Source organism: Mesorhizobium sp. M0778 (genome assembly GCF_040320105.1).
Taxonomy (GTDB): domain Bacteria; phylum Pseudomonadota; class Alphaproteobacteria; order Rhizobiales; family Rhizobiaceae; genus Mesorhizobium.
Genome location: NZ_JAMYPA010000002.1, coordinates 91,751 through 114,484, shown reverse-complemented (window position 1 = coordinate 114,484; position 22,734 = coordinate 91,751). Strand labels below are relative to the sequence as shown.

Sequence of the window (22,734 nt, the reverse complement as noted above, 5' to 3'; positions counted from 1 at the left end):
ATTCACACCATCCGCCTTCGAATGACCGTTACAAGCCCCAGCGCCAGGCAAATGGCGCCAAGCGTGAGCGGCAGGCCGCCTGCGCCAACAACATCCATGGCGCCGCCCGCCAGCGGCGGCACGGCGATGCCGCCGACGCCCCACATCAGCGAAAAGGCGGCGTTGCCGGCGACCAGCGCCGAGCCGGTGAACCGCTCGCCGAGCTCGATGATCGACATCGTGTAGATGCCGTAGGAAACCGCACCCCAGATGAAGACGCATGGCCATATGAGCGGCGTCTCGATGAGAACCGGCAACAGCACGCATCCGAGCACCGTCACCGCCACACAGATGAACCGCACCAGCCGCGCCGTCAGTCGTTCCGCCAACAGGCCGAGCGGCACCTGCATAGCGATGTTGCCGGCGATCATCACCGACAGCAGCGCCGACATGCGCGCTTCGGCGATGCCGTAATGCGTTCCGTAGACCGGCAGCAAGGCGAGCACTGCCTGTTCGAAACCGGCGGCCACCACGACCGCCGACAACAGCAGCCACGCCTGCGGCACGAATCCCAGCACCGAAACCCGGTGCCCGCTCTCGTCGACCCTCGGCAGCCGTGCCAGCACCGAGGCAAGGCAGGCGCCGCAAAACAGGAATGCGCCGATGCCGACCAGAAACGGCGGCCATCCCACGGTGCCGACCGCAAGCAGGCACAGCGGCCCCGCCGCAAAGCCCGCCGAAATGATCGTCGAATAGATGCCCATGACGCGGCCGCGGCGTGCTGGCGGCGCCAGTGCAATCACCCAGACTTCGCTCAGCACGTAGAGCGGGTTGGTGACCCCACCGATCAAAAAGCGCAGCGGAAACCACAGATAGACATTTTGCGTCCAGCCGATCAGCGCCAGCACCAGCGCGGAAAGTGCCGCGCAAGTAAGCGCGGTGCGCCCGGCCCCGAAACGGCGCGCCAGCGCTGGAACCAACGGCGAGGAGACGATGAAGCCGATCGGCGTCATTGCCGCCGACAGGCCGATCATGGCCGGCGAGACGCCCTGGCGCTGCAGGATGAAGCTCAACAGCGGGTAGCTCAGCCCTTGCGCAATGGCGAACACCGAGACAGTCGCGATCACGCCGGTGATCGCCGCCCATTGCACTGCCTCGCCGCTGTTCTGTTCCGCCCGGTCCATGATGCAGGATTAGCGTTTCGGTTCCGTCGCAGTAAGCACCGGCACCGAAAACCGCTTGCGCCAGCCGGAACGCGATCAAGAGGCTGACGATCCCGCCGGCTGCCCCCAGGGCATGTCGCTTCCCTCGTCCTAGTGGTCGCCGCCTCCGCAATGGCCGGACGGCCGGCAGTCCATTATGCCGCCGCATTGCCGCAGCGTACGAGGACTATCATGACCGCCGCCCTTCAGCCCGCCGAACCGGCACTGGCAAACGACCGCGCCCGTCGCGGCGGCCGCGCGGGGAAGCGTGCCGGCGGATCGGCGGTGTTCGAGCAGCCGCCGTTTCGCCAGTTGAAGAACCCGCTGACGCCGACCCGGCTGGTTTCCGACGACGAGCTGGAATCCATCCACCTCGCCTCTCTGCGGGTGCTGCGGGAAATCGGCGTCGACGTGCTGCATGACGAAGCCCGGCGCATCATGAAGGCGCATGGCGCCGATGTCCGCGAAGGCAGCGAGCGGGTGCGCTTCGACAGCGACATGATCCTGGAACTGGTTGCGCACTGCCCGCCGGAATTCACCATCCACGCCCGCAACCCGGCGCATAATGTGCGCTTCGGTGGCGATAATCTGATCATCTCGATGATGGCGTCGGCACCCAATTGCTCCGACGTCGACCGCGGCCGCCGGCCGGGCAACCAGCAGGACTACCGCAACTTTCTCAAGCTTGCGCAGATGCACAACATATTGAATTGCACGGGCGGTTATCCGGTCGAGCCGATCGACATCCATCCGTCCGTGCGACACCTCGAATGCATCCGTGACCTCGCCACGCTGACCGACAAAATGTTCCACATCTATTCGCTCGGCAAGGAGCGCAACGTCGACGGCATCGAGATCACCAGGATCGCACGTGGCATTAGCCACGAGCAACTGCTCGCAGAGCCGTCGGTATTCACCATCATCAACACCAATTCGCCGCTCAAGCTCGACGTGCCGATGATGGAAGGCATCATCCAGATGTCGAGCAAGGGTCAGGTGGTCGTCGTGACGCCGTTCACCCTGTCCGGCGCCATGGCACCGGTGACGATTGCCGGCGCGCTGGTGCAACAGAATGCCGAGGCGCTGTCCGGCATCGCCTTCGCGCAGATGGTGCGCAAGGGCGCTCCTGTCGGCTACGGCGGCTTCACCTCGAATGTCGACATGAAGTCCGGCGCGCCGGCCTTCGGGACGCCGGAATATATGAAGGCGCAGCTGGTCGGCGGGCAGCTCGCCCGCCGCTACAACATCCCCTACCGCACCTCCAACACCTGCGCCGCCAACACGATCGACGCGCAAGCTGCCTATGAAAGCGTGTTCTCGCTGTGGGGTGCCATCCAGGGCGGCGGCAATCTGATGATGCATGCCGCCGGCTGGCTCGAAGGCGGCCTGCGCTGCTCCTACGAAAAGACCATCCTCGATATAGACCTGTTGCAGATGGTCGCCGAGTTCCTGACGCCGCTCGATCTTTCCGACGAGGCGCTCGGTTTCGACGCCATCCAGTCGGTCGGCCCCGGCGGCCATTTCTTCGGCACCCAGCACACGCAGGACCGCTACAAGACCGCCTTCTATGCGCCTATCATTTCGGACTGGCGCAATTTCGAGAGTTGGGCGGAGGCCGGGTCGCCGACGGCGCTCGAAAAAGCCAATCGCGTCTGGAAGGAGCGGCTGGCCTCCTATGAAGAGCCTTATATGGACCCGGCGATCCGCGAGGAGCTCAATGCTTTCGTCGACAAGCGCCGGGCCGAAGGCGGCGCCCCGACCGATTTCTGATCATCTGATGAGTAGTCGACCCCCACTCCGTCCAGCTTGGCTCGACACCTCTCCCCCGATCGACGGGGTAGAGGAAGGGCGCGAAACGATTCCAGTTGGCGCCCTTCCTTTCCCCCCGGAGGGGGGAGAGGTGGCGCCCCGAAGCGGCGACGGAGTGGGGGAAGCCGTTCATGAAACGCGCAGCCGCCGCAAAACAGGCACAACCCAGCGAGCGCGTAGCCTGCGGCAAGCAGGCAATCAGGCCGAAGCACTGCTTTGGCCTGAACTAAAGGCGCGCAAGCTTGGCGGCTATCGCTTTACGCGTCAGTTCTCCATCGGCGCCTTTTTTGCAGACTTTGTCTGCCGCGAAAAATGGCTTGTTGTTGAAGTCGACGGACAACAGCACGCCGGCAGTTCATATGACCGCCGCCGCGATGATTTCATGCGCGCCCAAGACTACTCGATCCTGCGTCTTTGGAGCCATGACGTCCTGAAACATCGTACTTCCGTCTGTGAAACCATTCTTGCCGCGCTTGATGGCAGGCTGGCCGAAAACATCGCTGTATTCGATCTCCGCTTTGTTTTCGCGCCCCGCTCACTCGATTCAATCTCTTCAAAAACGGAACTATCTTCATGAAATCTCATGCAAAAGCGGTTGTTATCGGCGGCGGCGTCGTTGGCTGCTCGGTGCTCTATCATCTGGCCAAGGCCGGCTGGACCGACATCATGCTGATCGAGCGTTCGGAGCTCACCTCCGGCTCGTCCTGGCATGCGGCGGGCGGCTTTCATACGCTGAACGGCGATCCCAATGTCGCCAAGCTGCAGGCCTATACGGTGCAGCTTTACAAGGAGATCGAGGAGATTTCCGGCCAATCCTGCTCGCTGCACCTGACCGGCGGCGTCATGATGGCCGACACGCCCGAGCGCATGGACTTCCTTCGCCTCGCCCATGCCAAGGGCCGCTATCTCGGCATGGACACCGAACTGATCACGCCGTCCGAAGCCAAGGCGATGTTCCCGCTGATGGACGAGACGAATTTCGTCGGCGCTATGTGGGACCCAGTCGAGGGCCACCTCGACCCTTCCGGCACCACCCACGCCTATGCCAAAGCCGCCCGGAAGCTCGGCGCCGAGATCGTGCTGCGCAACCGCGTCGTCGAACTGACGCAGGAGGTCGACGGCACCTGGAACGTCGTCACCGAGCAAGGCACGATCAAAGCCGAGCATGTCGTCAACTGCGGCGGCCTGTGGGCGCGCGAGATCGGTCGCATGGTCGGCGTCGAGCTGCCGGTGCTGGCGATGGAGCACATGTATCTCCTGACCGAGCCGATGCCGGAAGTCGAGGAATTCAACAAGTCGACTGGGCGCGAGATGATCGGCGTGCTGGATTTCAAGGGCGAGATCTACACCCGCCAGGAACGCAACGGCATCCTGCTCGGCACCTATGAAAAAGCCTGCAAGCCGTGGTCGCCGGTCAACACGCCATGGGATTTCGGCCACGAGCTGCTGCAGCCCGACATCGACCGCATCGCGCCGTCGCTCGAGATCGGCTTCAAGCATTTTCCCGGCATCGAGAAAGCCGGCATCAAGCAGATCATCAACGGCCCCTTCACCTTCGCGCTCGACGGCAACCCGCTCGTTGGCCCTGTGCAGGGCCTGACCAATTTCTGGTGCGCCTGCGCCGTCATGGCCGGCTTCAGCCAAGGCGGCGGCGTCGGCTTGGCGCTGTCGAACTGGATGGTCCATGGCGACCCCGGCTTCGACGTCTGGGGCATGGACGTTGCGCGCTTCGGCGAATGGGCAACGCTGCGCTATACCAACGCAAAGGTGCGCGAAAATTATTCGCGCCGTTTCTCCATCCGCTTTCCCAACGAGGAATTGCCGGCGGCAAGACCGGCGCAGACGACCCCGCTTTACGACACCATGCTCGCCAACAACGCCGTCATGGGCGACAGCTGGGGTCTCGAAACCCCGCTCTGGTTCGCGCCGAAAGGCTCGGAGCCGAAGGACATCGTGTCCTTCCACCGCTCGAATGATTTCGGCGCGATCGGCGAGGAAGTGTGCGCCACCCGCGAGAGGGTCGGCGTCACCGAGATCGCCAACTTCGCCAAATACGAAGTCTCCGGACCTGGGGCCGAGGATTTCCTCAACCGGCTGATGACCAACCGCATGCCGAAGACCGGCCGCATCGTGCTGACGCCGATGCTGAACGAGTTCGGCAGACTGATCGGCGACTTCACCATCGCCAAGGCGGGCGAAGAACGCTTCATGATCTGGGGTTCTTCGGCCGCGCAAAAATATCACATGCGCTGGTTCGAGAAGCATCTGCCGAAGGACGGTCCAAGGGCGTCGGAGGTGCGCATCCACCGCTTCGACCAGACGCTGGTTGGCCTCTCCATCGCCGGGCCGAAATCGCGCGACCTGCTGCAGAAACTGGTCGACGTCGACATCTCGACCAAGGCCTTCCGCTTCATGGATTTCCGCGAGATGGCGGTCGGCGGCGCGCCCTGCATGGTCAACCGCATCACCTACACCGGCGATCTCGGCTATGAGATCTGGATGGCGCCGGCCTATCAGCGTCTGGTCTACAAGGCGATCAAGGAGGCCGGCGAAGAGTTCGGACTTGTTGATTTCGGCATGCGCGCCCTGCTCTCGATGCGGCTTGAAAAGAACTTTCCGACCTGGTTCCGCGAGCTACGTCCGATCTACGGACCGTTCGAAGGTTCGATGGACCGCTTTATCAAGCTGGAGAAGAACGATTTCATCGGCCGCGAGGCAGCGGCCAAGGAACAGGCGGCAGGGCCGAAGCTGCGCCGCGTTTCCTTTATCGTCGATGCTGCGGATGCCGACGTCATGGGCGACGAGCCGATCTGGGCCAAGGTCGGCGACAAGGATTTCGGCACGGTAGAAAAGCCGCATGGCTATGGCGCGCCGCGCTTCGACGCGGGCGGCAAGGAAGTGCGCGGCTCGAACGCCGCTGAAGGCGCGTCTGCCGTGCGCGGTATTGTCGACGGCAACTGGCGCGTGGTCGGCTGGGTCACCTCCGGCGGCTATGCGCATTATGTCGAGAAGTCGATGGCGCAAGGCTACGTACCGGCAGTGCTTGCCGAAAACGAGAGCGCCGGGCTGTTCGAGATCGAGATCCTTGGACACCGGCGGTCGGCGCGCATCAACGTCGAGCCGCCCTTCGACCCGAGTGGCGAAAAGATGCGAACGTAGGTGCAGCCAGCCGGTCGCATTGTGCGGAGCACGCTCTTCATGCTAGCCCAGCCGGCAACTGTGCCGGCAGGGGCGATGAGACTTCCTTGAAGTACGACATGAAATGGGCCGAGTGGCTGGCCGAGGGACGGATCGGCCCCTTCCCGGCGGCGATCGTCATGGTCGCGGCTTATTTTGCCTTGCAGACCATCATACTGTCCCTGTTGAGCTCTTGGGCGGGAACCGGCGTCGGCATCGACGATGCGGAGCAGCTGATCTATGTACCGTATCTCTGGGCTGGATATGGCGGCTCGCAACCACCTCTCTACACCTGGATCAATTGGCTGGCCGCGCATGTTTTCGGCACCAGTATCTTCACGCTGAAGCTCGTCAAATACTCAGTGCTGTTCCTCGCCGCCTGCAGCGTGTTCGCCGCCATGCGGCGGTTCGGCTACACCAAGGCGACAGCGGCGGCGGCCATGTTCGGCCTGTTTACGATCCCGCAGGTCGTCTGGGAATCGCAGCGCGCTTTGTCGCATTCCGTCGCCGTCGTCGGCTTCTGCTCGCTGCTCCTGCTCACCATGGCCTATCTTCTCGAGCGGCGTAGCATGATTGCCTATGCGGCGTTTGGCCTGGCCACGGCGGCGGCAATTCTTGCCAAGTATAACGATGTCTTCCTCGTGGTGGCCCTTGTTGCGGCAGCGCTGTCGCTGCGCGAATTGCGCAGCGCCATCCTTGACCCAAAGTTCGCAATCAGCATAGCGGTCGCGATATTGGTGCTGGCACCAACCACCTATTGGAGCCTCATGCATCCCGCCGATTTATTGTCGAGAGGCGAGAAGTTCGGAATAGACCCGCAACAAGGGCGCATCGCGGCGGCCTTTGTCGGCGCCGGCAAGTTTGTCATGGGGACCTTCAATTTCGCGGTCTTGCCGGTGCTCGTTTCCGCGCTGGCCTTCGGGGTGGCGAAGTTCCGTTTCTCCGAGCGGCACCCGAAACGTCCGGCCAGGGAAATTCTGTTGTGGCGTAGCTTGGCGCTCGGCTTGGCTATGCTGGCAATACTTGTGCTGGCCACCGGCGTGACGGTTGTCAAGGACCGCTGGCTGCTGCCGGTCCTGTTCATGTTGCCGCTGGCCATCGTCGCCACTATGGAACGGCTGGCGCCGCGCGGCAGGAATGCGCAGCTCCTGGTGATCGCGGCTGGAGCGATCATCGCCGTGTTGCTCGCGCCCGCCACTTGGTACGTCCAGATAAACGGGACCAGTGGCCTCTCCCGCATGATCCGCTTGGATTACCCGGCCCTCTATCGCCAACTGACCGCGGACGGACCGGTGAAAACTGCAATATCCGACGGTGCATGGGTCGGCAACCTGCGGCTGGTCGACGAAAAACTGGTCGCACTTGACCAGGAAGTGCCTAATTTCGAAACGCTGATGCGGGGGCCGGCCGTACTCGTCTGGCTTGATCACGACGATCCGCGGCCGGTCATTTTGGACCAGCTCAAAGCGGCCGGCTATGAGCCGGACGGCCAACCGCGGCAAATCATGGTTCCGCTGTTGCGTGGCACCGACAAGTCCGCCCGGCCCGGCGCATTCGTCCGACTGAAGAGAATGGAAGGAGCCATGGCGCCCAAGGAAGGCGCTGGCGAAGGAGTCGAGGGTGGACAGGAATCCGACTGACCGGCCCCGTCATCATCGCAAGATCATGCCGTTCGAGCTGGAGGACTCGATCGATGCGCTGCGCAAAAAATCGCGCCTGAAGGCCGCTGAACTCAACCAGCATCTGCTGGGCTATGGTGCGCTGGCGGAAGCCGAGTGGCAGGCGGCGGGTATTGACGCTCCTGACTTGCCCGCCATGCGCCGATACCGGCTCGAGCGCATCCGCGCCGAGCTGAAGCGCCGCGACTATGCGGGAGCCCTGCTCTACGATCCGGTCAACATCCGCTACGCGACCGATGCGACCAACATGCAGCTCTGGGTCGCGCACAATCCGACCAGGCATTGTTTCGTCGCCACCGATGGGCCGGTGGTACTGTTCGACTATTTTTCCTGTGAGCACCTTTCCGACCATTCCGGCGTCGTCGACGAGGTGCGGCCGGCGGTGTCGTGGGCGTATCTCTACAGCGGCGAGTTGACCGGGCAAAAAGTCCGCCGCTGGGCAGCCGGCATCGCCGAGCTGGTACTGGAACATGGCGGCGGCAATCGCCGTATCGCGGTCGATCACATCAATCCCGAGGGCATCGAGGAACTCGCCCGTCTCGGCATTTCGACCGGCAATGGCGAGGCGGTGATGGAAAATGCGCGGCTGATCAAATCGCCCGACGAGATCCTTGCCATGCGCCGGGCGATCGTCGCTTGCGAGGCGGCGATGGGCGAGATGGAGCAGGCGCTGAGACCTGGTATTTCCGAGAACGAATTGTGGGCCGAACTCCATCGCGGCAACATCGCGCGCGGCGGCGAATGGATCGAAACCCGGCTCCTGTCGTCGGGTCCGCGCACCAATCCGTGGTTCCAGGAGTGTTCGTCGCGGACGATCGAGGCCGGCGATCTCGTCGCCTTCGACACCGACCTGATCGGTCCTTACGGCTTCTGCGCCGACCTGTCGCGCACCTGGCTTTGCGGTGACGCGCCGCCGTCGCAGGAACAGCGTGACCTGTTTCAGATCGCTGCCGACCAGATCGCCCACAACACCGAACTGATGCGGCCGGGCATATCCTTCCGCGATCTCGTCGAGGGCTCGTCGGTGCCGCCGGGAGACTGCTTCCCGGCGCGCTACGGGGTGCTCTATCACGGCGTCGGCCTGGCCGACGAATACCCGACATTGCCGCATGCCGGCGACTGGACCGACGACACGCCGGACGGCGTGCTTGTGTCAGGCATGGTGCTGTGCGTCGAGAGCTACATCGGCAGGCTTGGCGCCTACGAAGGCGTCAAGATCGAGGAACAGATCCTGATCACCGACACCGGCAACGAGAAGCTTTCGACCTATCCGCTCGACAATCGGCTGCTTGGCGGCTGAGCGAACCTAATGCATGTCGCGCAAAAGTGTGCAGCGGTTTTGCGATAACGACATGCGTAAAACAAGAATTTAAAGCGCGTCGCATGAGGCCGACCGGACGCGACGCGCTTTATGTGAGCGCCTCGATCGCCTCGCGCATCATGGCGACGATCGTTTCCGGCGTCCTGCTGGCCGTGATGAACGGCAATCCTTTGCGCCGCCTTGTCCAGCCGACGACCGTCATCTTCTGCGCTGCAGGCTCGAAACGCTGCGCCAGCGCCCAGCTCTCGCAGTCGATCGCCGCGACGTCGGCCCTGCCCTCGGCAACAGCAACAATCGAAGCGCGGTGCCCCCAGCTTTCGCTCAGCGCGGAAAAGATATCCAAACTCTCGCCCAGTGCTTGCAGGTCGCGTGTCGGCGCGATGATGCCCGACATGGAATCGAGGCTGTTGAAGGTGAAACGTTTGCCGCGAAGCTGATCGAGCGGAATGACGGCGCCGCCGTCGGCCGGCGACCTTGCCGGCGGTGCCTCGCCCGCCCTCATGACGATGGCGCTCGAATAGAGTTCGCCCTGTCCGCCCTCAAAGGCGTCGTAGCGCGGCTGGCCGACGAGGTGGACACGCTGCGACAGGCCGAGTTCCATCGGTCCCCAGCAGGTTTGCGCAAAGAGCAGCGCCGGGTGCAGCCAGAGCCGGTGAAAATCCAGTTCGTCCGGCGGCAATGTCGCCGGATCGGGCGCGATGAGTTTTCCCTTATCGTCGCGAATACCGCCAGGCACCGGGGGCAAATCGCCATTGCGGCGGATAATCGTCTCCGGCGCATCGATGCCTTTTTGTCTGAAAGCATCGCGCAGCCGCGCCCATTCTGCGTCGACCTCGTCCCGCGCTTCCGGCCAGTCGTACATCGGCAAAGCCGCAATGAATTCGCTCATGCCGGGATTTGACCGTTATGCAGGGAAATTGACAAGGTCAGGAAAGCGTTGCCCGCGCGGCAGCGCCTGCAATGCCGCGAGGATCATTCCTTCGGCGGCTCGGCGGGTACCGGTGCGCTGCCAAGCCCATTGAGGCTGCGTGCCCTGACGCGCGGCTTGAATGCGCGTCCTGGTTCCGGCATGCGCCGCAGCACGGGATGGACGATCGGTTCCTTCGCCTTGAAGGCATAGGCCTTGAGCAGCGCGAAATAGTTCGGATAGGCGTAGCCATTGTTCATCCGCAGCCACTCGTCGCGGCGGTCGCGAAACAGCTTCGGCAGCCTGTACCAGGCCACCGTCGGGCTCTTGTGATGGACGAAATGCAGATTGTTGTTGAGGAACAGGAAGGACAGCGGCGAGCGCTCGACGATGATCGTGCGGCCTTCCGGATGTTCAGACCATTGATGCTCGGCGTAGGTGCGGATCGAAATCAGCGATTGTCCCAGCCACACCGGCACCAGTATGTAGAGCCACAACGGCATGCCGAAGCCGAACTGCACGACAGGCAACACCACGGCGAGGCCGATCGCATGCAGCAGCCATGCCTTGCGGATGGAATTGTCGCCCGCGGCAACCTGCCTGGCGTCGTCGATGAAGAAGCCGATGCAGGAGAGCCACGGACCGAGCACCAAACGCCCGAGCATCGTGTTGTTGACCTTCAGCAGGAACTTCATAGCCGACGGCAGCTCTTCGTGCTGCCAGAGCGCCTTGTAATAGCTTTCGGGATCGTCGAGCGGATCGGTCAGGCGCTCGTCTGCATGGTGGCGCAGATGAATGGTCTTGAACCGGCGAAACGGCCAGACAAGGCCAATCGGCAGGAACACAACGGCTTCGTTGAGCCGCGCGTTCCGGGTTGGGTGGCCGTGCAGGGCCTCGTGCATCAGCGAGGATTGCAGCGCCGCAATCAGGGCCAGAAGGGCGAGCGCCAACAGCGGGTAGGATGGCCAGAGCAGAAAGCCGGTAGCGAGCCAGCCGCCGTAGCAGAAAAGTGCGAGAAACACCGTCGGCCATTCGATGGTCGCCGCGCCATGTCGCCTGTTGCCCATGCTCGTCATGCTATCGACCACTGCCTTCCAGTCGCCGGAACCCGTTTGATTCCTGACAGCATTGTGTCAGGAGCGTTGCATTGCTGCAACGCGATAAAGCGCACAAACTGTTGCGATTGCGCATTTTCAGCTGCATATGTTATGCATTGTAAACAACGCACCGGATTCATTTACGCCTGAAGCTCCGCGTTCGCGGCTTCAGCGCAAATTTTTCCTCCTATCGGGTGGGGTGGCGATTTGGACAAGCGCGACCTGTCGACGATCTTTCGCGAGCGCCTGAAAATGCTCTTGACAAGGTCCGATCTGAACCAGTCGGCCTTCGCCGCCGCGGTTGGCATCGACCGTTCGGCGCTGTCGCAGCTGCTCTCCGGCGCCTCGACCCGCCTTCCCCGCGCCGAAACGCTGCTCAACATCGCCGCCGAATTCAAAGTCTCGCTCGACTGGCTGCTCGGCCTCAGCCAGGACGAGGGCGTCACCGGTGAAATCCGCGAGAGCCTTGAGATCGAGGAGGCGCCGGACGGCTTCGACCGCACGCTGCTGGCTCGCTGGCATGCCGAGGCGGCGGGAACGAAAATCCGCTACGTCCCGGCCGGCATTCCCGATCTTCTGCGCACCGAGGCGCTTGTCGACTATGAAGCCGTCATCGCCAACAAGAGCCGCGAGGCACAGGCCGGCGAAACGCAGTACCGCATCGACTACAACCGACGGCCCGAAACCGACATGGAAGTCTGTATGCCGCGTCACACGCTGGAGATCTTCGCGCGCGGGCTGGGCGTGTGGGACCGCTTTCCGGAGGCCGACCGCCACCAGCAGCTCCTGCACATGGCGACGCTACTCGACGACCTCTATCCCACCTTCCGCCTGTTTCTCTATGACGGGCGGATGCGCTATTCGATCCCGTACACCATCTTCGGGCCCTATCGCGCAGCCATTTACGTCGGCGACATGTATCTGGTGCTGAACGCCACGCAGCCGATCCGCATCCTGACCAGCCATTTCGACAATCTGATCCGTGCCGCGGACGTCAACGCGCATGAAGCGGCCAGCTTCACACGAAAGCTGGCGGAGATGCGATTTTGACCGGTTGCTCTCCGTGTCGACATTGACGGCACATAAAGAATTCTTTATATCCTTATCTCAGTTATTCTTCCGGGAAGGCGTATTTCACATGACCAATCCGATCGACGCTCTGCTTGCCGAAAAGGGCGTCCTGCTCGCCGATGGCGCCACCGGCACCAATCTGTTCGCGATGGGCCTTGAGGCCGGAGAGGCTCCTGAGCTCTTGAACGAGACCGCGCCCGACACCATCACCAGCCTGCACCAGAACTTTGTCGATGCCGGCGCCGACATCATCCTGACCAACTCTTTTGGCGGGACCCGCCATCGGCTCAAGCTGCACCATGCGCAGGACCGCGTCCACGCACTGAACAAGCGCGCCGCCGAGATCGCAAGCGCCGTCGCCGGCAAGGCCGGCCGCAAGGTGATCGTGGCCGGCTCAGTCGGCCCGACCGGCGAATTGCTGGTGCCGCTCGGCGCCATGACCTATGACGAGGCGGTCGAGGCCTTTGCCGAGCAGATCGAGGGCCTGAAGGCCGGCGGCGCCGAAGTCGCCTGGATCGAAACCATGTCGGCGCCGGACGAGATCCGTGCCGCCGCCGAAGCCGCCATCCGCGTCGGCTTGCCCTATACCTATACCGGCTCCTTCGACACCGCCGGCCGCACCATGATGGGGCTGCTGCCGAAGGACATCCACGGTGTCGTCGACGGCCTGTCGCAGACGCCGCTCGGTGTCGGCGCAAATTGCGGTGTCGGCGCCTCCGATATTCTCGCTTCGCTGCTCGACATGACCGAGGCGAAGCCCGAGGCAACGGTGATCGTCAAGGGCAATTGCGGCATCCCCGAATTTCGCGGTGCCGAGATCTACTATTCGGGCACGCCCGAGCTGATGGCCGATTATGTGCGCCTGGCCGTCGATGCCGGCGCCAAGATCGTCGGCGGCTGCTGCGGTACCTCGTTCCAGCACCTTGCCGCCATGCGCAAGGCGCTCGATGCGCACACCAGGTCGGATCGCCCGACCGTCGAGCAGATCGTCGAACGCATCGGCCCGATGCGCAACAAGCAGGCGACGGTCAACGTCGCCGAGACCAGCGAAGCCCGCCGCGAACGGCGCCGCGGACGCGCCTGACGCTTTCGGCTGCGACGCGGTCCGCGAAGCGGTGCAGCCACGAAAAAAGGCCGGCAAGGTTTCCCTCGCCGGCCTGCCTCACCCGCCCGTAGGCCGGTTCCCCCTGTCAGAACGATCCCATCTGAAAGAAACCGGCCATCATTGCCACTACCGGTTACCGCCGAGCGCCGAGGCAAGGCGCACAAGCGAGAGGAACTCGGACCGGTACCCAAACGGGTCGGCTCCTCTGGCGGCGGTGGCAATCTCCATGATCTTGTCGTAGCCGAACTTCGCGGTCGCATCCTCGTCGCGCAGCTTCTGGCCGAAGGCAGCGACGGCAACGGAGAAACGCTGGTCGGTGCTGGCCTGGTCGAACGACGCCACCTCGTTGGCTGACGTCACCGGCGTGGTGATCAGCTTCGAAGTGTCCTCGTTCGGCAGCTTGTAGCGGATTTTGACGAAGGCATATTCGTCGGCATTGGCGACACCGCCATTGTTCACCGAGGCCTGGCCATAGCGCAGCTGATCGATCTGTTCGCCGCCGCTGCCCTTAGGCGTGATCTCGTAGATCGCGGTGACCGAATGGCCTGAGCCGATCTCGCCGGCGTCGACGCGGTCGTTGTTGAAATCCTCGCGGTTCAAGGCGCGGGTCTCGTAGCCGATCAGCCGGTATTCCGAGACCTTGTTCGGGTTGAACTCGACCTGGATCTTCACGTCCTTGGCAATGGTGAACAGTGTCGAGGAGGCATCCTCGACCAGCACCTTCTCGGCCTCCGCCAAAGTGTCGATATAGGCGGCGGTGCCGTTGCCGTTCTGGGCGATGGTCTGCATCATCTGGTCGTTCAGGTTGCCGCGGCCGAAGCCGAACACCGACAGGAACACACCTGTCTTGCGCTCCTTTTCGATCAGCCGCTTCAGGTCGTCGTCGTCGGTCTGGCCGACATTGAAATCACCATCGGTGGCGAGCATCACCCGGTTGATACCGTCCTTGACGAAGGATTTCTGCGCCAGCCTGTAGGCTTCCTTGATGCCCGCCTCGCCTGCCGTCGAGCCGCCGGATGTCAGGTTGTCGATGGCAGCGAGGATCTTGTCCTTTTCCGAAGCCTTGGTGGGCTCCAGCACGGTACCGGCATCGCCCGCATAGGTGACGATCGAGACGGTATCGTCGGGTCTCAGCTTGTTGACCAGCAGCCGAAAGGCCGACTGCAGGAGCGGCAGCTTGTCCTGCTCGTTCATCGAGCCCGACACATCGATCAGAAAGACCAGATTGGCCTTGGGCTGCTCGGCCGGCTTCACGTCGAAACCCTTGATGGCGACATGCATCAGCCTGGTGTGCTCGTTCCACGGAGTCGGCATGACGCTGACGGTCGAGTTGAACGGCGTCGAGGCGGAGTCCGGGCCTTTCCAGTCATAGGGGAAGTAGTTGACCATCTCCTCGACGCGCACCGTATCGGCCTGCGGGATAAAACCTTCCTTCAGCGAGCGCCGGACGAAGGAATAGGAAGCGGTGTCGACATCGATAGAGAACGTCGAGACCGGGTCTTCGAGTGCGGCATGCACCGGATTGGTCTTGAAATCCTCGACCCGGTCACGGTTTTCCTCTCGCGGCAGCATCTGGTCGGCCGGCGCAGCGGCAGGCTGCTGTGCCATCAGCTTGGACTCGGCAACCGTGCCAGGCATGCGTCCGACCCGCGCGCCACCATCGACTGCCGGAGCCACGGAGTTTGCACCGCCATCCAGCGCAAACTCGCCGCTCTGCGCCGGTTCGGGTGCATTGCGGGTGAGCACATCCTGCTGCGTCAACCCGCCGACCGCGGTCGATTCCGCTTTCGGCGGCGATGTCGGCGCCACAAGCGCCTCGCCGGCGTCGCGGCTTTCGCTGTCGGCGTCCGCCTTCTTCTGCTTATCTGCTTCGGCAACAACCGGCGGTTTGACGGTCGCCGGCTTGTCAGCCAGCGTTTCGGTGATCTTATCGTCGCCGCCGAATTCGGGCCCGCCGAATTTGGATTCCCCAAGCATATAGATGGTGGCGTATCCGGCGATCGGCAGGGCAACGAGCCCGGCAATGGCCGGCGTGGCGAAGAGTTTCTTTTGCATGATTTCGCTCCAGAGCCTTTGTGCTCGCTCTGTGAGACGAAGCCCGCCTGCCGATCCTTGGGCGGCCGGTAAAGTTTTTTCTTCCATGTCATAGGCGCGCAGCGCGGCCTGGAGGGCACGCGCCTTTGCATCCGCGTCAGGCGCCGGTGCTGCGATATCGCGCAGCCTGTTCAGTTGCTTGTCGTCGACCATGGTCACACTTCCCCGGCTGAACGCATCAGCGTCTTCAACCGTTTCTTCGCCTCATGGATGTGCCAGGAAACCGTCGTCTCCGAGATCGCCATCGCCTCGGCGGCGGCTGCGTGGCTCAGCCCTTCGCCATAGACCAGCAGCACCGCGTCGCGCTGCTTGTCCGGCAGCTTGCGCACCGCTGCCCAGAGCGCCTCGACCGGGTCTTCCGCCTCGGACGAGGTTTCCCCCGAAATCAGCGCATAGGCGCCATAGGCCTCGGTCTTGGCCGTATCGCGGGCGGTCTTGCGCATCATGTCGCGCGCCGCATTCAGCGTCATGGTGTAGAGCCACGTCGTGAAGGCGCCGCTGCCGTGATAGTCGCGGATCGCCCGGCCGAGCCGAACGCACACTTCCTGGGCGATATCCTCGGCGTCGGCCTTTTTCCCGCACCAGCGATAGGCGGCGCGATAGACGAAACCGTAGTGCCTTTCGAGCAACTTGCCGAAAGCACCCCTGTCTCCGCCCTTCGCCCGCCCGATCAGTTCGGCGTCGGAGGCTTCGCTTTCGTCCAGCATCATCGCCATCATTTGCCTGTTGGACGAAGGCTAATGGCGATTCCTTGGGTGATGGGAAGAATTTTTTGGCGGGCAGTCACGTCGTAATGGTTGGCGCGCCTTGGCCGAGCGTCTCCGCAAACAGCATCGTCAGCCGCTCCCAGTGGCGTTCGGCGCCGGCTGCATCGAAGGCACTATGTGGAGCCGCCACGTTCACAAATGCGTATCGGGGTTGCTTTACGCTGGCTTTGTGCACAATTTCGCCGACTGCCTGCCATGCTATGGCGGCCTGAAGTGAACGGCGCGCTTCAATTTGCCAAGGGACGGAGCTCATATGTGGCTGACGGCATTCCTTGCTTTTTTCGCGGGTGTTTTTGGCGCCAATGGCGTCCCACATTTCGTGAGTGGGATAACCAAGGGTTCCTACCCGTGCGTCTTCGGTAACTCCGCCGTGCCCAATCTGATAGCCGGCTGGGCGAGCTTCGTGGTGGCCCTCTTCGCGTACGGGGCCAACTTCGCACAGTATCCCATCGTCTCGTTGGTCTCTGGTGCCATCGGGGTGCTGCTGATGGGTCTCTTTCACGCGGCGGGGCTGGCTTTCGGCCAAAAATCCTGAGATCGGAACGGTCGACGTCTTTGCGTGCAGCGGGGTCTTGTCTGGCTAGCGCGCGAATGCTGCCATGTGAAAGGCCTGAACCTCGGCCGGATAGCGATAATCGATGCCGTAAGGACAGGCGTTGCGATCAAGGCAGCCGCCGGTCCGGCAAGGTCCGCCGTTTTGCCCACGCACATGCGCCAGACAGGTTTCATGCACAAAACCATCCGCAGAATAAGCCGCGACCGGACAGGATTTCAGGCAAGGTTTTTCCAAACATGTGTCGCAAAGGTGAATCACGTCGCGACGTTCGTGGAGCGCAATCTCGTTCTCGAACAACAGCGCGCCGCGATAGGCATGCCAGAGCCCGTATTGCGGATGCATGAGGATGCCGAGCGGCGACGGCTTCAGCCCCTCCGCCTGCATCGCCCATTGCTGGAACGGCAGATAAGGCCTGTCGGACGGTGACACCGCGCGTGCCCCGAATTTTTCGGCCACAGCGCCGATCACTCCGCGCGACCATCTGTCGAGCGAATCGTCGATCGGCTGTGACTGTTTCTCCAACCAGCGCAGGAAGTGCGGCCAAGGTGCGGCGCCTGCCTGCCCCACCAGCAGGACGGATCTGGCGGCGGCGCCGGAGAGACCGGAAGGTGTCCCCTCACCGCCCGCAAAATTGAAGCCGCCGCGCAGGATGAGGCCGTGGGCGGAAAGCGCGGCCGCGATGGTTTCGACCATGCCGCGCTCGAGAATCATCCCTTCTTGTCCGGGTCGGAGAAGGCGCTCCGCCAGACTTCCTTGTGGATGATGTTGGCGACTTTAGCCCCGCCTGATTCGGGCTCCTTTCAGGTGAAGGCGTCGGCCATCGACGCCTTCTTCCTGGCGATGAAGTCCTTCAGCCCGTCGTCGATGCCCTGGTCGAGATAAGGCGCCTCGTAGCTCTCCAGCCAGCGGCGGGCGAGCTCGTTGGCGCGCTGCGGCGCGGTTTTTTCGCCTTCGGCCAGCCACTGCTCGTAGGAATTGTTATCGGCGATGTTGGAGCGGTAGAACGCGGTCTGGAAATTGGCCTGGGTGTGATCGCAGCCGAGGTAATGGCTGCCCGGACCCACCTGGCGGATGGCATCCATCGCCTGACCGTTTTCCGACAGGTCGACACCCTCGGAGAACTTCTGCGTCATGCCGAGTTGGTCGATATCCATCATGAACTTTTCGTAGCAGGAGGCGAGCCCGCCCTCGAGCCAGCCGGCCGAATGCAGCACGAAATTGGTGCCGGCGAGGATCGTCGAATTCAGCGTGTTGGCGCTCTCATAGGCCGCCTGCGCATCGGGGATTTTCGAAGCACAAAGCGAGCCGCCGGTGCGGAACGGCAGCCCGAGCCTGCGAGCAAGCTGGGCGGCGCCATAGGAGACCAGCGACGGCTCCGGCGTGCCGAAGGTCGGCGCGCCCGACTGCATTGAGATCGACGAGGCGAAGGTGCCGAACAGTACCGGCGCACCCGGCCGGATCAGCTGTGTGAACGACGCCCCGGCCAGAACCTCGGCCAAAACCTGGGTCAGTGTGCCGGCGACCGTCACCGGGCTCATCGCCCCGGCAAGGATGAACGGCGTGACGATGCACGCCTGGTTATGGCGCGAGTAAACTTTCAGCGCTCCCAGCATGGTCTCGTCGAAGACCATCGGCGAGTTGGCGTTGATCAGGCTGGTCAACACCGTGTTGTTCTCGACGAAATCGTCACCAAACACGATCTTGGCCATCGCCACCGTATCTTCGGCGCGCTCGGGCGCGGTCACCGAGCCCATGAACGGCTTGTCCGAATATTTGATATGGCTGTAGACCATGTCGAGATGGCGCTTGTTGACCGGCACGTCGACCGGCTCGCAAACCGTGCCGCCCGAATGGTGGATCGATGGCGCCATATAGGCAAGTTTTACGAAATTCCGGAAATCCTCGATCGTCGCGTAGCGCCTGACGCCGTCGAGATCGCGCACGAAGGGCGGTCCATAGACCGGCGCGAACACGGTCGCGTTGCCGCCGATCTGCACCGAGCGCTCGCCGTTGCGGGCGTGCTGGGTATAGACGGACGGAGCGGTCTTCAACAGCGAGCGGCAGAGGCCCTTGGGGAAATGCACCCGCTCGCCCTTGACGTCGGCGCCCGCCTCTTTCCAAAGCTGCAGTGCCTCGGCGTCGTCGCGGAAGATGATGCCGATCTCTTCCAGCACCGTGTCGGTGTTCTTTTCGATCAGCGCCAGGCCTTCCTCGTCCAGCACTTCATAGACGTTGATCTTGCGCTTGATATAGGTGAGCTGTGTACCGGGGCCGCCGCCCGAACGTGCAGCCCGGCGCGCTGCGGCGCCACCGCTGGCAGCGCGCCCGCGCCGTGCGTTTGACGCTTCCTGATCGACCGGCGCGTTCTCACTCATAATCGTTCTTCCCTGGCTTTCGTTCTGGCCTGATTTGCTTTGGCCGGGCTCTTGTTCCGGCCTGAAATCCATTTGCAGCCGCATATTGCGGTCTCTGGCCGGATCGTAGCCATGCACCTTATTCGAAACGGCCCGCCAGCGCCAACGCCTGTCGCAAAATCGACAAGAATTCCAAGAGATTTACGGTCGCTTTCGTTTTGCGGGAAGTCGCAAATCAGCTATGGACAACCGGCCCGCGCGGGTTAGGTAATGGCGCGATATTTTTAAGCTGCCGCGATAGTTGTAGCCGGCAAGGAGCCTGAGAAAAAATGGCCGACGACGAGATCATCCTTTCGGAACTCTCCGACGACGAGTTGGTGCAGCAGATGCACGACGACCTTTATGATGGGTTGAAGGAAGAAATCGAGGAAGGCACCAACATCCTTCTCGAGCGCGGCTGGGCGCCTTACAAGGTGCTGACCGAGGCTCTGGTCGAAGGCATGCGCATCGTCGGCGAGGATTTTCGCGACGGCATTCTGTTCGTTCCGGAAGTGCTGCTGTCGGCCAACGCGATGAAGGCCGGCATGTTCATCCTGCGTCCGTTGCTTGTCGCCACCGGCGCGCCGAAGCAGGGCAAGATGGTGATCGGCACCGTTAAGGGCGACATCCACGACATCGGCAAGAACCTCGTCGGCATGATGATGGAAGGCGCCGGCTTCGATGTCATCGACCTCGGCATCAACAATGCGGTCGAAAAATATCTCGATGCCATCGAAAAGCATCAGCCCGACATCATCGGCATGTCGGCCCTGCTGACGACGACCATGCCTTACATGAAGGTCGTCATCGATACGATGAAGGAAAAAGGCATTCGCGATGATTATGTCGTGCTGGTCGGCGGCGCGCCGCTCAACGAGGAATTCGGCAAAGCCGTCGGCGCCGACGCCTATTGCCGCGACGCCGCGGTGGCGGTCGAGACCGCCAAGGACTTCATGAAGCGCAAGCACAACGTCCGCGCTTCGGCCTGAGTCAATAAATTCGGCACCGACGAGAAAAGCCGCGCCTTGCAGTGCGGCTTTTTTATTCCCAAATGTTTGAAATCGTGCAGATCAGGGTTTCTTGACGGTATCGTCAACCGCCTTCGCAGTGGATTTGATATCCTTACCGACGCCGCGCACCGTGTTGGCGCAGGCCGAAACAGCCAGGGCGCAGGCGAGAATAGCGATTGGCGCAACGCGGAACAATTTCATGATTGGTGTCTCCCTCAGAATATAAATTCGCTGGACAGCAACGAAGATGGATTAGACTGGTTCCATGACTACCGCGCGAAAACAACAATCCGATCAAGGCGACAGGCTGCTCGTCATCGCCTGCGGGATGATTGCGCGCGAAGTTCTGGCGGTCAAGGAGCAGCTCGGGCTCGACCATCTCGACCTGACCTGCCTCCCGGCGGAGTTCCATTTCTATCCGGACCGCATTGCGCCGGCCATGGACAAGGCAATCGCCAAGGCCAGGGCTGACGGCTACAAACACATCTTCGTCGGCTATGCCGATTGCGGCACGGGTGGCCTGCTCGACCGGATCTGCGAGAAGCATGGCGTCGAGCGCATGGCCGGGCCGCATTGCTTTGCCTTCTACCAAGGCATGGATGCCTATGCGAAGGTTGCCGATGACGACATGATGTCGTTCTACATGACCGATTTCCTCTGCCGGCAATTCGATGCCTTCTTCATGAAGCCGCTCGGCCTCGACAAGCACCCGGAGCTGATCAAGGACTATTTCGGCAATTACGAGAAGCTGATCTACATCGCCCAGACCGACGACCCGGAACTCGACAAGGTCGCCGAAAAGGCGGCGAAAATGCTCGGCCTCGCCTATGAGCGCCGCTCGACCGGCTACGGCGACCTGACGAAGGAACTGGCTGGGGCCTCAGCCCTGGCCTGACACTTTAGGCACCGTTTTCTTCAGCTTCGAGCCCAGCGAGCACATCGGCAAAGCTCGTCTTGCAGACGAAATCCAGCCGGTCCCTCGCCCGCGACGCTTCGTAGACCCGGTCGATCGACGAAAACATCGTCCAGCCTTTCTTCAAGTAGAGTGCCGGATAATCCGGAAAATAGCGCGCGACGATCGACGGTGCGTCGGCGATCAATGCCGCGCAATCGTCGGGCTGGAAAGGTGTCGGTGCCGAGATGATGAAGGTGTCGAAGCCCAATTGCGGCGCTTTCTCCAAGGCAGCGATGTGGGCGTCGGCAGCATCCTCCACCGTCAGCCGGCGAAACAACAGCTCATTGGCCTTGGTGTTGGCGTCCGACTGTTCGATCACATGCGCCATATCGTCTGCTTCGGGAAAGAAACGGGCGGTGCGCAGTACGATCACCGGCAGGCCGAACTGGATATGGTAGAGCCGACAAAGATGTTCCGCCGCAAGCTTTGTCACGCCGTAGATGTTGCGCGGTTCAGGCGACATGTCTTCCGTTAGCCAAGCCGCCCTGCCGGGCAAGCCGGCGCGGATGGCCTGGGTAATCATCAGCGATGTCGTCGACGTGAAGATGAAGCGCTGAACGCCGAAAGTTGCCGCCGCATCGAGCAGGTTGAGCGTGCCGCGCACATTCGTCTCGACGAAATCCTCGTTGCGATGATGTTCGATGTCAGGCTTGTGCAGCGCGCCACTATGGATGATGGCCTCGATGCGGTTCTCCTCGACCGCCCTCATGACCAGGTCGCGATCGGCGACTGAGCCGACGATTCGCGTTTCCGAGGATGGGACGGGATCGAGGCCAGTGACGTCATGGCCGAGAGTCCGCAGGCGTGGCGCCAAGGCCCTGCCCAGCCAACCCGACGATCCCGTCAGCAAGATCCGCATTCTTTCCACCTCGTTTCTGCTGTCGATGCTCAAGCAAGGATGACAGAGCGCGGCGAAACATTAAGGTATGCGCCAGACAAGAAAACAGGCTGCTCCAGTCATCAAAAGGGAAAACGCCACCAATGATCGCTCGCCTTATGTTTGCCGTAGCAGCTGTCCTCTGCTTGACGTTGCCCGCGTTCGCCGATGGCGAAGTGCAGAAGCTGATCACCGCTGCCGACAAGGCGCGCCTCGACAAATATGGCGAGACGCGCAAGGCAGCGCTTGACGAGGCGAAGGCCGGCGATCCCGCCGAGGTCAAGCAGCTCGACGCCTTGCTGGCAAAGCCGCTGGTTTCCTTCTCCGACGAGGACCTGACCGGCAATTGGCAATGCCGCACCATCAAGGCCGGCGGATTGAGCCCGCTCGTCATTTATGGCTGGTTCAAATGCAAGGTGAGCGACGACGGTTCCGGCTGGAGACTGGAAAAGATCACCGGTTCGCAGCGCACCAAGGGCCGCTTCTTCGACGATGGCGAGAAACGCGCGATCTATCTAGGTTCCTTCTACGTCAACGACGATCCGGCAAAGCCCTACGGCAGCGGCCCGGAAAGCGATCAGGTCGGCTATGCCTTCCGCCACAGCGCCAGCGAATGGCGCATCGAGTTCCCGGCGCCCCACTACGAATCGAAGCTCGACATCCTCGAATTCAAGCGCTGAGCCCGCCCCCGATCACCAAGGGTTAACCCGGTCAACCTAGCATTCGCGCACAAAG

20 protein-coding genes are annotated in these 22,734 nt (G+C 62.3%); 11 read left to right on the top strand and 9 right to left on the bottom strand.

The window, feature by feature from the left end; all coding sequences use genetic code 11:
• Positions 1–2 precede the first annotated feature (2 nt).
• Positions 3–1,163 carry an MFS transporter gene (locus NKI22_RS04320; protein ID WP_352590175.1) on the bottom strand — a complete coding sequence of 387 codons (1,161 nt, stop codon included), beginning with the start codon at positions 1,161–1,163 and terminating at the stop codon, positions 3–5.
• A gap of 210 nt (positions 1,164–1,373) precedes the next feature.
• On the opposite strand from NKI22_RS04320, the gene NKI22_RS04315 reads away from it, so the two are divergent.
• The 5 genes from NKI22_RS04315 (at position 1,374) to NKI22_RS04295 (ending at position 9,146) form a co-directional block, all read left to right on the top strand.
• The gene (locus NKI22_RS04315) at positions 1,374–2,951 is read left to right on the top strand and encodes a trimethylamine methyltransferase family protein (RefSeq protein WP_023719951.1); all 1,578 of its coding nucleotides are present in this window, start codon (positions 1,374–1,376) and stop codon (positions 2,949–2,951) included.
• Between the two features lie 154 nt (positions 2,952–3,105).
• A complete protein-coding gene (locus NKI22_RS04310) occupies positions 3,106–3,567 on the top strand; it encodes an endonuclease domain-containing protein (RefSeq protein WP_051409687.1) in 462 nt (153 codons plus the stop codon).
• Positions 3,564–6,149, top strand: coding sequence for a GcvT family protein (locus tag NKI22_RS04305; protein ID WP_352547270.1), 2,586 nt, complete (start codon positions 3,564–3,566; stop codon positions 6,147–6,149). Before NKI22_RS04310 ends, NKI22_RS04305 begins: the two co-directional genes overlap by 4 nt.
• A gap of 86 nt (positions 6,150–6,235) precedes the next feature.
• Entirely contained in the window at positions 6,236–7,807 is a 1,572-nt protein-coding gene (locus NKI22_RS04300; RefSeq protein ID WP_352495951.1) for a glycosyltransferase family 39 protein, read from the top strand.
• Positions 7,808–7,832: 25 nt separating this feature from the next.
• Positions 7,833–9,146, top strand: coding sequence for a M24 family metallopeptidase (locus NKI22_RS04295; protein WP_352937460.1), 1,314 nt, complete (start codon positions 7,833–7,835; stop codon positions 9,144–9,146).
• Between the two features lie 109 nt (positions 9,147–9,255).
• On the opposite strand, the gene NKI22_RS04290 is transcribed toward NKI22_RS04295, so the two are convergent.
• A complete protein-coding gene (locus NKI22_RS04290; protein ID WP_352590163.1) occupies positions 9,256–10,056 on the bottom strand; it encodes a phosphate/phosphite/phosphonate ABC transporter substrate-binding protein in 801 nt (266 codons plus the stop codon).
• A gap of 83 nt (positions 10,057–10,139) precedes the next feature.
• Positions 10,140–11,150, bottom strand: coding sequence for a fatty acid desaturase (locus NKI22_RS04285; RefSeq protein WP_352484528.1), 1,011 nt, complete (start codon positions 11,148–11,150; stop codon positions 10,140–10,142).
• Between the two features lie 228 nt (positions 11,151–11,378).
• Between NKI22_RS04285 and NKI22_RS04280 the strand changes: the two genes are divergently transcribed.
• Together NKI22_RS04280 and bmt are read left to right on the top strand one after the other, a co-directional pair.
• The gene (locus NKI22_RS04280) at positions 11,379–12,221 is read left to right on the top strand and encodes a helix-turn-helix domain-containing protein (RefSeq protein ID WP_023719945.1); all 843 of its coding nucleotides are present in this window, start codon (positions 11,379–11,381) and stop codon (positions 12,219–12,221) included.
• A gap of 88 nt (positions 12,222–12,309) precedes the next feature.
• Complete coding sequence (bmt, locus tag NKI22_RS04275) at positions 12,310–13,326, top strand: betaine--homocysteine S-methyltransferase (RefSeq protein WP_023719944.1); 1,017 nt, start codon at positions 12,310–12,312, stop codon at positions 13,324–13,326.
• A gap of 147 nt (positions 13,327–13,473) precedes the next feature.
• Here the strand turns inward: bmt and NKI22_RS04270 are convergent, their stop codons facing one another.
• Together NKI22_RS04270 and NKI22_RS04265 are read right to left on the bottom strand one after the other, a co-directional pair.
• Positions 13,474–15,594: a vWA domain-containing protein gene (locus NKI22_RS04270; RefSeq protein ID WP_352495950.1), complete on the bottom strand. Its 2,121-nt coding sequence runs from the start codon at positions 15,592–15,594 to the stop codon at positions 13,474–13,476.
• 2 nt (positions 15,595–15,596) lie between these two features.
• The gene (locus NKI22_RS04265; protein ID WP_023719942.1) at positions 15,597–16,157 is read right to left on the bottom strand and encodes an RNA polymerase sigma factor; all 561 of its coding nucleotides are present in this window, start codon (positions 16,155–16,157) and stop codon (positions 15,597–15,599) included.
• A 304-nt stretch (positions 16,158–16,461) separates the two neighbouring features.
• On the opposite strand from NKI22_RS04265, the gene NKI22_RS04260 reads away from it, so the two are divergent.
• A complete protein-coding gene (locus tag NKI22_RS04260) occupies positions 16,462–16,743 on the top strand; it encodes a hypothetical protein (protein WP_031194271.1) in 282 nt (93 codons plus the stop codon).
• A gap of 45 nt (positions 16,744–16,788) precedes the next feature.
• On the opposite strand, the gene NKI22_RS04255 is transcribed toward NKI22_RS04260, so the two are convergent.
• Together NKI22_RS04255 and NKI22_RS04250 are read right to left on the bottom strand one after the other, a co-directional pair.
• Complete coding sequence (locus NKI22_RS04255; RefSeq protein WP_031194270.1) at positions 16,789–17,475, bottom strand: hypothetical protein; 687 nt, start codon at positions 17,473–17,475, stop codon at positions 16,789–16,791.
• 89 nt (positions 17,476–17,564) lie between these two features.
• On the bottom strand, positions 17,565–19,139 hold the full coding sequence (locus tag NKI22_RS04250; protein WP_023719938.1) for a trimethylamine methyltransferase family protein: 1,575 nt from the start codon (positions 19,137–19,139) through the stop codon (positions 17,565–17,567).
• 308 nt (positions 19,140–19,447) lie between these two features.
• Between NKI22_RS04250 and NKI22_RS04245 the strand changes: the two genes are divergently transcribed.
• Positions 19,448–20,146, top strand: coding sequence for a cobalamin B12-binding domain-containing protein (locus NKI22_RS04245; RefSeq protein WP_023676506.1), 699 nt, complete (start codon positions 19,448–19,450; stop codon positions 20,144–20,146).
• 81 nt (positions 20,147–20,227) lie between these two features.
• Here NKI22_RS04245 and NKI22_RS04240 read toward each other — a convergent pair whose 3' ends face one another.
• The gene (locus NKI22_RS04240) at positions 20,228–20,368 is read right to left on the bottom strand and encodes an entericidin A/B family lipoprotein (protein ID WP_023676507.1); all 141 of its coding nucleotides are present in this window, start codon (positions 20,366–20,368) and stop codon (positions 20,228–20,230) included.
• A gap of 64 nt (positions 20,369–20,432) precedes the next feature.
• On the opposite strand from NKI22_RS04240, the gene NKI22_RS04235 reads away from it, so the two are divergent.
• Positions 20,433–21,062, top strand: coding sequence for a DUF1638 domain-containing protein (locus NKI22_RS04235; protein WP_023719937.1), 630 nt, complete (start codon positions 20,433–20,435; stop codon positions 21,060–21,062).
• 4 nt (positions 21,063–21,066) lie between these two features.
• Here NKI22_RS04235 and NKI22_RS04230 read toward each other — a convergent pair whose 3' ends face one another.
• A complete protein-coding gene (locus NKI22_RS04230; RefSeq protein ID WP_352814621.1) occupies positions 21,067–21,981 on the bottom strand; it encodes an NAD-dependent epimerase/dehydratase family protein in 915 nt (304 codons plus the stop codon).
• 122 nt (positions 21,982–22,103) lie between these two features.
• On the opposite strand from NKI22_RS04230, the gene NKI22_RS04225 reads away from it, so the two are divergent.
• Positions 22,104–22,679, top strand: coding sequence for a DUF4893 domain-containing protein (locus NKI22_RS04225; RefSeq protein WP_352484526.1), 576 nt, complete (start codon positions 22,104–22,106; stop codon positions 22,677–22,679).
• Positions 22,680–22,734: the final 55 nt, after the last annotated feature.